This is a genomic window from Mycobacterium simiae, assembly GCF_008370645.1.
GTDB classification, from domain to species: domain Bacteria; phylum Actinomycetota; class Actinomycetes; order Mycobacteriales; family Mycobacteriaceae; genus Mycobacterium; species Mycobacterium simiae_A.
In genome coordinates this window covers 1-9,553 of sequence record NZ_VTZN01000174.1, presented here as the reverse complement: position 1 = coordinate 9,553, position 9,553 = coordinate 1, and the positions used below count along the sequence as shown (strand labels likewise).

The following is a 9,553-nucleotide window of genomic DNA, read 5'->3' as shown; positions in this document are numbered from 1 at the left end:
CACTGGGGGTTCGGGTGCGGCCGCATTTAGTGGGAACGGGGGGGCCGGTGGGACACTGCTGGCCAAGGGCGGGGACACCGGGACCGGCAGCGGCGGCGGAATCGGAGGGGCCGGCGGGGATGCCACGGTCGGCGCGTCTGCCGGCGGGGCCGCGACGGCTACCGCTGGGTCCGGCGGGAATGGCGGCACTGGCGGCTACCTATGGGGTCACGGCGGCGACGGGGGAGCAGGCGGGCGAGCAGTTACTGGAGCCGCGGGAGCCGACGGACTCGCCATGGCCATCGGCGGGACTGGGTCAGGCGGCGGCGCGGCCACGGTCGGCAGCTCTTCTGGCGGGGACGTCACGGCCACCGGCGGTGCCGGTGGAAACGGAGGGACCGGCGGGCGACTAGGGGGGTACGCCGGTAGCGGCGGCAAAGGCGGTTCGCCCGGCGGGGCCAACGGCCAACCCGGGTAATCGCGGTCCACGCCGACCGCACCGCCTCGGGCGGCCCAACAAATCGGTTCTCGTGCTGAGAGGGCGCGTCGTCGAGCACGCATTGGCTGATCACTCTGGCGGCATAGGCCGCATGGATCCGATGAAGTAGGCTTCCTGCCCGGTCGGGTATCCGCCACCGTCGGTGGCGATATGAACGTGGTCGTAGTGGTTCAGGGTTTCGGAGCCGTAATCCGCCGTCCAGCTCGGTGCGCCGATGCCCGGGTAGATCTTCTGCCGCCAGATCACATGGAGCACGCCCCATCGCTTCGCATTTGCCAAGGCGTACCCGGCGATTTGGTTGCCGAGTTCGATACCGCCGGGTGACTCATGGTTGGGGATCATGACGTCGATTGCCAACCCGTTGGGGTGCCACTTCAAGGGATCCTGCCGGAAACCGAAAATGTTGGTGATCTGAGGAAAGAGCACGCTGATAGCACGAGCCGCCCATATGGTCTTGACTTGCAATCCCTGCTCCGCCGCGACGCCTGCAGGCAACGCCAGCTGAAAATCTTGGGCAGCAACGGGAGCGTTTGCCGCCAGCAGGTCCGCCTCCGCGGGACTAGCGGTGTGCGGCGCGCTGGGAGGCGCCAGCGTAGGGTTTGTCGAGGTTTGATCGGGGGTCTGGACACAACACCGGCGCTCGGTGGCTTGGGCGTAAACCATGGCGCCAGAGACCAGGAGTGAGGCCGCGATTGCCAACCAGCGCCGCCAGCCGTTGGTCAACGCAATTCTGCCCACGCACAGCACTCTAGTTGGCATCTCACGTTTGATGAGCGCCACACATCGTATCAACGCCGATGCGCTGGGGGCGGTCGCTGCTGCCGGGCACGAGAGCCGCTCAGCCTTTCGGGGGTCCTATGGTCACCGGTGCGATCTTCCAAATGTCGTCGCTGTATTCGGCGATGGCCCGGTCGGAGGAGAACTTTCCGCTGTGCGCGGAGTTGAGGATGGACTTACGCGTCCAGGCTTCCGTGTCCTGCCATGTGCTACTGACCTCCCGCTGGGCGCGCACATAGTCGGCGTAGTCGGCGATCACCAGAAACGGATCGTGGTTGGTCAGGTTGGCGATCAGCGGAGCAAACACCTCGGTGTCGCCGCGCGAGAACCGACCTTCGGCGATCAGGCTGAGAATTGCTGCGAGCTCATCGTTTTGGCCGATGTAATCCCTGGGCCGATACCCCTCGGCTAGCACGCGGTGCACACCCTCGACCGTGAGCCCGAACAGAAAGAAGTTCTCTGCGCCGACCTGCTCACGCATCTCTACATTGGCGCCGTCCAGGGTACCGATGGTCAGCGCCCCGTTCATCATGAACTTCATGTTCCCCGTTCCTGATGCTTCCTTGCCGGCCGTCGAGATCTGTTCGGATAGATCTGCTGCGGGATATATCAATTGGCCGTTCTGCACGGTGAAGTTCGGGATAAACGCCACCTTCATGCGGTCGTTGACGTCCGGGTCGGCGTTGACGATTTCCGCGACGGAGTTGACCAGCTTGATAATGAGCTTGGCCATCGTGTATCCGGGCGCCGCCTTACCGCCGAAAATGTATGCGCGCGGCGCGGTTTCGAGGTTCGGATGCTGCTTGAGCCGGTGGTAGGCGGTGAGGATGTGTAGCAGGTTGAGGTGCTGGCGCTTGTACTCGTGAAGACGCTTGACCTGGATGTCGAAAAGCCAGTCCGGATCAAGCCCGATACCCGTTTGAGCCAGAATGTAGTCCGACAAGCGCGCCTTGTTCTCCCGTTTGACGGCCCGCCACCGTTGCTGCAGTGCGGGATCGCCGGCCAGAGGAGCCAGTTCACGCAGCCGATCTAAATCGCGTAACCAGCCCTGGCCGATTGTCTCGTCGAGTAGTTTGCGCAGGCCGGGATTTGCCAGCGCGACAAAGCGGCGCGGTGTCACCCCGTTAGTCTTGTTGCTGAACCGCTCCGGCCACATCTCGTAAAAGTCTTTGAGCACAGTAGTTTTCAGCAGCTCGGAATGCAGGGCTGCGACACCGTTGACGGCGTGGCTGCCGACGGTCGCCAGATGCGCCATGCGAATCCTCCGGTCGCCGCCCTCGTCGATGAGCGACATCCTCCGGACGCGGTCGTCGTCGCCGGGGAACCGGGCACGCACCTCGTCGAGGAAGCGGCGGTTGATTTCGTAGATGATCTCCAGGTGACGCGGCAAGAACCGCTCGAACATTGACAGCGGCCAGGTTTCGAGCGCTTCGGGCAACAGGGTGTGGTTGGTGTAGCCCAGTGTCGCCACGGTGATTGGCCAAGCCTCATCCCAATCCAGGTGGCGTTCGTCGACGAGTAGCCGCATCAGCTCGGCGACGGCGATCGAGGGATGGGTGTCGTTAAGTTGGATTGCGACCCGGTTGGGAAGTTCCCGGACGGGCAGGCCGGCGAAGTCTTCGAGCAGGTGCAGGATGTCCTGAAGGGAGCAGGACACGAAGAAATGCTGCTGTGCCAACCGCAGTTGCTTGCCGACTTCCGGCTGATCGTTGGGGTAGAGCACTTTGGTAACAGTTTCGGAAACCACCTGCTCGTCCACGGCACGGTAGTAGTCGCCGGCGTTGAAGGCGTCTAGGGCCAGCTGCTGGATCGCCCTCGCGCTCCAGAGCGTGAGCGTGTTGCAGGTGTTGACACCGTAACCCTGAATGGGCGTGCCGTAATAGACGCCCTTGACCGCACGCTGAGGGACCCACCGCACCCGGTACTTGCCCCGCTCGTCGGTGTAGGCCTCGGTGTGGCCGCCCCAACCGACTCGATAGCTCAATTCAGGTTTGACGATCTCCCATGGGTTTCCGTCGGCCAGCCAGTTGTCGGTCTTCTCCGCCTGCCAGCCGTCGCGGATTTCCTGGTCGAAGATGCCGAACTCGTAACGGATGCCATAGCCGACTGCCGGACGTTCCAGGGTGGCCAGTGAATCCAGGTAGCAGGCCGCGAGCCGGCCCAACCCGCCGTTGCCCAACCCGGGCTCCTCCTCGCACGCCAGCACCTCGTCGAAATCTTGACCTAGCGCGGCCAGGGCGGTACGAGCCTGGTCCTCAATCTGCAGGTTGAGCAGGTTGTTGCCCAGGTGCGGGCCAAGTAGGAACTCCGCTGACAGATAGCACGCCACCTTGCGGGAAAGATCCAGATAGGTTTGGGTGGTCTGAATCCACCGCTGCTGCATCCGGTCTCGCACGGCCAACGCCAGTGCCCGATAGTAGTGCTTGGGTTCCAAAAGGGCGGCCGGGCGGCCGAGCGAATACCGCAGGTGATCCTCGATCGCCTGCCGCAAGGCGTTCGCGCTCATTCCGGTACGCACGTCCTCGACGCCGGTGGGTGCGGCGTCGACAGCCGCGGCTGTAGAAGGCACTTGGGTGGCATCGCTCATCTTCGGGCTTCCCATCGGTTCCAGCCGTCTTGGTGGTGCGAGTATCGCACTGCCAGATTAACCAGGGTGCGGAACGAAAGTGGTGAAGGTTGCGGCAGCGTTGACATCGCAACGCTGCTCGGCGCGTGGGCATGTGGACCCGAAATCACGTGAGAGCCAAGCGGTTTTTCCGGTGCACCCACTGCTCACATACCGAGCACACGCGGACGTCCACGCCGCCCAAAACGTACTGGCCGCCGGGCGGGCCCGCGGGCTTAATGCGGATGGTCAAACCGCCTGTGGAGGTGAACCGTAGCCCGCGGGCTACGGGGAGTCCTTGAAGCAGGAACCAACAGGAAACCGCGAGGAATTACTGCTCCGACCCAACCCAACAAGGCGGGGTCGAAATCCGGTGGATTTATCCGTCCGGAAAACGTCAACAGGCGGGAGGTCAGCACCGACTGTGGGCAAGATGAGCACGACGCCGAGCCACCAGTGCTTGCCACGTTGCCCGACCCACTAGCGTGGAGCGTGCGATACGCGGTGTGGGGAAATCTGTGTCCATCCAGGAACGGAGCCGGCGATGAGCGCAAGCGTGCAAACCAATACGATCACGACACAAATACCGGCACGGTTGGACCGGTTGCCCTGGGCGCGGTTTCATTGGCGCGTCGTTATCGGTCTTGGCGGGGTCTGGATCCTCGATGGGCTCGAGGTCACCATGGTCGGCAACGTGTCGGCTCGTCTCACCGAGCCGGGCAGCGGGATCGAACTCGGGGCCGCGCAGATCGGCGTGGCGGCGGCTATCTATATCACCGGAGCTTCCCTGGGTGCATTGTTCTTCGGTCACCTGACGGACCGCTTCGGACGGCGCAACCTGTTCATCCTGACCCTGGCGGTGTATTTGGTCGCAACCGTCGCGACCGCGTTCGCTTTTGCGCCTTGGTACTTCTTCATCGCGCGCTTCTTCACCGGCGCAGGCATAGGCGGCGAATACGCAGCCATCAATTCGGCGATTGACGAATTGATCCCGGCCCGTGTGCGTGGTCGCGTAGACCTGGTGATCAACGGGACCTACTGGCTGGGTTCGGCGGCTGGCGCCGCCGGCGCACTGGTCCTGCTGAACACGTCGAACTTCCCGACGAACACTGGCTGGCGGCTCGCCTTCGGTATCGGTGCCATTCTGGGCATTTTCGTGCTACTGGTCCGGCGTAACGTTCCGGAAAGCCCGCGCTGGTTATTCATTCACGGCCGCGAGGAGGAAGCCGAAAGTATTGTCACCGAAATCGAAGGGGACGTGGAGCGAGAAACCGGCCAACCGCTGCCCGCGCCGCAAGGGCGGCCGCTGAGAGTTCGTCAACGACAGTCGATTTCACTGCTAGAGATTGCCAAGGTGGCATTTACGCTTTATCCAGCGCGCGCGGTCCTCGGACTGGCACTTTTCATCGGTCAGGCGTTCCTGTACAACGGGGTGACGTTCAACCTCGGGACGCTGTTGAGTCGGTTCTACGGGGTCGCATCCGGGCAGGTGCCACTGTTTTTCATCCTATGGGCGCTCAGCAATTTTCTCGGTCCTTTGGTGTTAGGGCGGCTCTTCGACACCATCGGCCGCAAGCCGATGATCACCTTGTCCTATGTTGGTTCTGCTCTTGTGGCCGTTGTCCTCTCGGCGCTATTTGTGACTCAGACTGGCGGGGTCTGGACATTTATCGTCGTGCTTGCAGCGGTGTTCTTCTTAGCGTCGGCGGGTGCGAGCGCGGCCTACTTGACCGTCAGCGAGATTTTCCCGATGGAGACCAGGGCGCTGGCCATCGCATTCTTCTACGCGATCGGGACGGCGATTGGCGGCATCAGCGGTCCGTTGCTGTTCGGTCAACTGATTGATTCCGGCCAGCGCGGCGCGGTGGTCTGGTCGTTCCTGATCGGGGCGGCGGTGATGGCCCTTGCAGGTTTGGTTGAAATGTGGCTCGGGGTCGCCGCCGAACGGCGCCCGCTGGAAGAGCTGGCTGTGCCATTAACGGTGGCCGACGCCGAACTGGCGGAAGAATCCGCCGGTGTTCTCTGTGATCAGCCGACGGACGGAAAAGCGGCTCCCGGAGATCATCGGGGCGGTCGGGGAGAAGGCGACGCCGCTCGTCGTGCCGCCCCATGAGCACGAAACGCCGGCGTCAGGCAAGTGTCTACGAACGCCTGGCACGCGAGACTGGGCGTACAAAGGCCATCCCGTTGCGAGAGGAACTGGCCGCTATCCGCCGACGCTGTGCTGCCCTGCCGGTGCTCGATACCCGCACCTCGGACGCCATACTCGGCTACGACGAGCGCGGGCTGCCCGCCTGATGGTTATCGACACCTCCGCGGTTGTCGCGATGCTCAGCGCTGAGCCGGAGGCCGAGCGGTTCGAGGCAGCAGTGGAAGCAGACGGGGTTCGGCTGATGTCTACGGCTTCATATCTGGAAACGGCCATCGTGATTGAAACACGCTTTGGTGAGCCGGGCGGACGCGAATTGGACCTGTGGTTGCATCGCGCCGCCGTAGATCTTGTCGGCGTCGATCTCGATCAGGCAGAAGCTGCACTAGCCGCCTTCCGCAGATACGGCAAGGGACGAGACCGGGCGGGCCTGAACTATGGCGACTGCTTCTCGTACGCTCTTGCCAAGATCAGCGGTCAGCCGCTGTTGTTCAAAGCAGCCGACTTTAGCCGCACCGACGTTCGTGTGGTTCTGGCTCATTGAAGCGACCACATCGTCGGTAACGGGATACCCCGTGCTGGGCCTGAGCCACGATGGTGTTCGATGACTGCGATGAGCATCGGTCAGCTGCTGTCGAGGCAGTGTCAGTCATGAGCGCGCTGCTGGACGAGGTAATGAACGCCCATGGGGGACTGCGGCGATGGCAGAGCGCCGTAACTGTGCACGCACGCGTACGAACCGGGGGGCTGTTGCTGCGTACCCGGGTTCCGGGTAACCGACTTGCGGACTACCGAATAACGGCTCATGTCCAGCAGGCCCGGGTCGTATTGGACCCGTTTCCGCGTGCCGGGCAGCGTGGGGTCTTCGAAAACGGACTGGTACGAATCGAGGGGCGTGAAGGCCAGATCGTCAGCTCGCGTGCGGACCCGCGGTCAGCGTTTCACGGCCGCTCGGGACTACGGCGAAACGTCCGGTGGGACCCGCTGGACTCCGTCTACTTCGCCGGCTACGCCATGTGGAACTACCTCACCACGCCCTACCTGCTCTCCAGGCAAGGCGTCACGGTCGACGAGGGCGAGACCTGGCAGGAGGGCGGCGAAAGATGGCGACGCCTGCACGCAAGTTTTCCGCCGCACATCGTCACCCACTCGCCTCAGCAGACGTTCTACTTCAATGACAGCGGTCTGCTGCGACGCCACGACTACGTCGCCGAGGTGGTTGGCCGCTGGGCACGAGCCGCTCACTACTGCGACGAACACCTCGACGCCGACGGGCTCGTGTTCCCGACCAATCGGCGGGTCGTGCCCATCGGCCCGGGCAATCGTTCACTGCCCGTTCCCACGCTAGTGTCAATACAGGTGGCTGACCTCCACGTTGAAACCGAATAGGGTTTGAAGCAGCTGGCGTACGCTTCACACGCTGCGCCCCCCATGGGGCATAGCCATTAGCCTTATTCCTGCAAGCCACTGCGTCCTGCTGTCCGGCCGCAGGCAATAGCCACTGGCGTAGGCGCTTCTAGTCGGTTTGCTGCGCGCGGAAGGCGGGTGAGGAGTCGGCGATGGATGACACCGCAGATTCGCGGGAAGGTTCGCAGTTCGGTCCGTATCGATTGCGGCGGCTGGTCGGCCGCGGCGCCATGGGCGACGTCTATGAGGCCGAGGACACCGTTCGCGAGCGGGTCGTAGCGCTGAAGCTCATGTCGCCAACACTTTCCAGCGATCCGGTCTTTCGCGCGCGGATGCAGCGTGAGGCCCGCACCGCGGGGCGCCTGCTGGAACCCCACGTCGTGCCCATTCACGACTACGGCGAGATTGATGGGCAGCTCTATGTGGACATGCGCCTGATCGACGGCAAGGACCTGGCCGCGATATTGCGGCGATACGGCCCCCTGACCCCGCCGCGGGCGGTGGCGATCGTCCGCCAGATTGGCTCGGCACTCGACGCCGCGCACGCTGCCGGGGTGATGCACCGCGACGTGAAACCGGAAAATATTCTGGTCAGCTCCGATGACTTCGCCTACCTTGTCGACTTCGGGATCGCGAGCGCCACCACAGACGAAAAATTGACGCAGCTGGGCAGCACCGTGGGGACTCTTTACTACATGGCCCCGGAACGGTTCAGCAACAACGAGGTGACATATCGGGCCGACATCTATGCGTTAGCGTGCGTGCTGTATGAATGCTTGACCGGATCTCCGCCCTATCGCGGTGATCAGCTCAGCGTGATGGGCGCGCACCTCAATCAAACGATCCCTAGACCCAACGCCGCGCGGCCGGGCATTCCAATCGCCTTCGACGACGTGATCGCCCGTGGCATGGCCAAAAATCCGGCCGACCGATTCGCCACCTGCAGCGACCTGTCCGCGGCCGCTTACGCGTCGCTGGCCACCCCTGATCAGGATCGGGCCACTGATATCTTGCAGCGCAGCCAAGTAGCGCAGCTACCGGCGGGCGCCGCCAGCCAGCCGCCCAGGGCAGTCACCCCGGCACCACCAACACCGTCGACCCCAGCTGTACCGCCGGGCACCGCCTGGCCCGCGCCATCAGCACCGGTCGCCACCGGCGGACCCCCGCCCACCCCCTGGCCGGGCGCCACCGGCTGGGGCACCGGTTATCCAGGGAGCACTGGGACACCTCCGTGGGCTCAGCCACCGCCTTACCCGTCAACTGGCGCGGGCAAACCTTGGCTGTGGGTAGGTATCGCCGTTGCCGCCGTGGCGACCCTGGTGGGTGGGCTTGGCATTGTTCTTGCTCATCCCTGGGGGTCATCGACGCCGGGGTCGGCACTGCCGTCGTCGTCAGCTCCGCCCGCAGACGCGCTGGAACTTCGGGTGGTCGATGACGGCGTGCTTGTTGGTAGTTCCGCGGCAGCGACAACGATCGACATTTTCAATGAGCCCATCTGTCCGCCCTGCGGTGCCTTCATCAGGTCGTATGCGAGCGACATCGACACCGCAGTGGCTAACAAAAAGCTCGCGGTGCGTTACCACCTGCTTAACTTCCTCGACGACCAGTCGCACACCAAGAATTATTCGACCCGTGCGGTAGCGGCCACCTACTGTGTCGCCGGCCAGAACGACCCGACAGTTTATGCCCACTTCTACTCCGCCCTGTTCGCCAGTGACTTTCAGCCCCAAGAGGGTGCCGCATCAGATCGCACCGACGCCGAACTAGCCCATCTTGCTCAAGACGTCGGCGCTAATTCAACTGCGATCAACTGCATCAAGTCGGGAAGTGACGTCAGCACCGGGCGAATCAAGGCCGCGAACGCTAGCGAGACACTGGCCGGGCTGAACGCGAGTGGCACCCCTTTCGTGTGGGACGGCCACAAAGGCGTGGATTTACAGAATCCAGCCTGGCTGACGAAGCTAGTAGGTTGACGTCGGCTCGGGATTTCGGGGCGCGTGCTGAATCGGATAGCATGCGTTGGCACGCTTGGGGGATATTCTGGGTGCCTCTTGGTTGAGCACCGTGAATCGGTCTACCGACCGGAAAGGCGTCCATAAGATAAATGGCTGATCAATTAACGCCGCATTTCGACGAC

The 9,553-nt window shown here is 63.3% G+C and carries 8 protein-coding genes and 1 pseudogene; 7 read left to right on the top strand and 2 right to left on the bottom strand.

Annotated features, from left to right (window positions below):
* Window positions 1–457: pseudogene (locus F0Q45_RS27970) on the top strand (PE family protein); the annotation flags it as partial.
* Window positions 458–547: 90 nt separating this feature from the next.
* On the opposite strand, the gene F0Q45_RS21290 reads toward F0Q45_RS27970, so the two are convergent.
* Together F0Q45_RS21290 and F0Q45_RS21285 are read right to left on the bottom strand one after the other, a co-directional pair.
* On the bottom strand, window positions 548–1,237 hold the full coding sequence (locus F0Q45_RS21290) for a glycoside hydrolase (RefSeq protein ID WP_149655824.1): 690 nt from the start codon (window positions 1,235–1,237) through the stop codon (window positions 548–550).
* A gap of 79 nt (window positions 1,238–1,316) precedes the next feature.
* The gene (locus F0Q45_RS21285; protein WP_262491098.1) at window positions 1,317–3,761 is read right to left on the bottom strand and encodes a glycogen/starch/alpha-glucan phosphorylase; all 2,445 of its coding nucleotides are present in this window, start codon (window positions 3,759–3,761) and stop codon (window positions 1,317–1,319) included.
* 160 nt (window positions 3,762–3,921) lie between these two features.
* Here F0Q45_RS21285 and F0Q45_RS21280 point away from each other — a divergent pair, with 160 nt between their 5' ends.
* The 6 genes from F0Q45_RS21280 to F0Q45_RS21255 all read left to right on the top strand — a co-directional run bounded on the left by F0Q45_RS21280 (window position 3,922) and on the right by F0Q45_RS21255 (window position 9,389).
* Window positions 3,922–4,137 (top strand): zinc ribbon domain-containing protein, encoded by a 216-nt coding sequence (locus F0Q45_RS21280; protein WP_149655822.1) that lies wholly within the window; start codon window positions 3,922–3,924, stop codon window positions 4,135–4,137.
* Between the two features lie 267 nt (window positions 4,138–4,404).
* Window positions 4,405–5,973 (top strand): MFS transporter, encoded by a 1,569-nt coding sequence (locus F0Q45_RS21275; RefSeq protein ID WP_149655821.1) that lies wholly within the window; start codon window positions 4,405–4,407, stop codon window positions 5,971–5,973.
* Entirely contained in the window at window positions 5,970–6,158 is a 189-nt protein-coding gene (locus F0Q45_RS21270; protein ID WP_149655820.1) for a type II toxin-antitoxin system VapB family antitoxin, read from the top strand. The genes F0Q45_RS21275 and F0Q45_RS21270 overlap by 4 nt, the downstream gene beginning before the upstream one ends.
* Window positions 6,158–6,553: a type II toxin-antitoxin system VapC family toxin gene (locus F0Q45_RS21265; protein ID WP_149655819.1), complete on the top strand. Its 396-nt coding sequence runs from the start codon at window positions 6,158–6,160 to the stop codon at window positions 6,551–6,553. The genes F0Q45_RS21270 and F0Q45_RS21265 overlap by 1 nt, the downstream gene beginning before the upstream one ends.
* 107 nt (window positions 6,554–6,660) lie before the next feature.
* Complete coding sequence (locus tag F0Q45_RS21260; protein WP_149655818.1) at window positions 6,661–7,398, top strand: hypothetical protein; 738 nt, start codon at window positions 6,661–6,663, stop codon at window positions 7,396–7,398.
* A 170-nt stretch (window positions 7,399–7,568) separates the two neighbouring features.
* Window positions 7,569–9,389: a serine/threonine protein kinase PknE gene (locus F0Q45_RS21255; RefSeq protein ID WP_149655817.1), complete on the top strand. Its 1,821-nt coding sequence runs from the start codon at window positions 7,569–7,571 to the stop codon at window positions 9,387–9,389.
* Window positions 9,390–9,553: the final 164 nt, after the last annotated feature.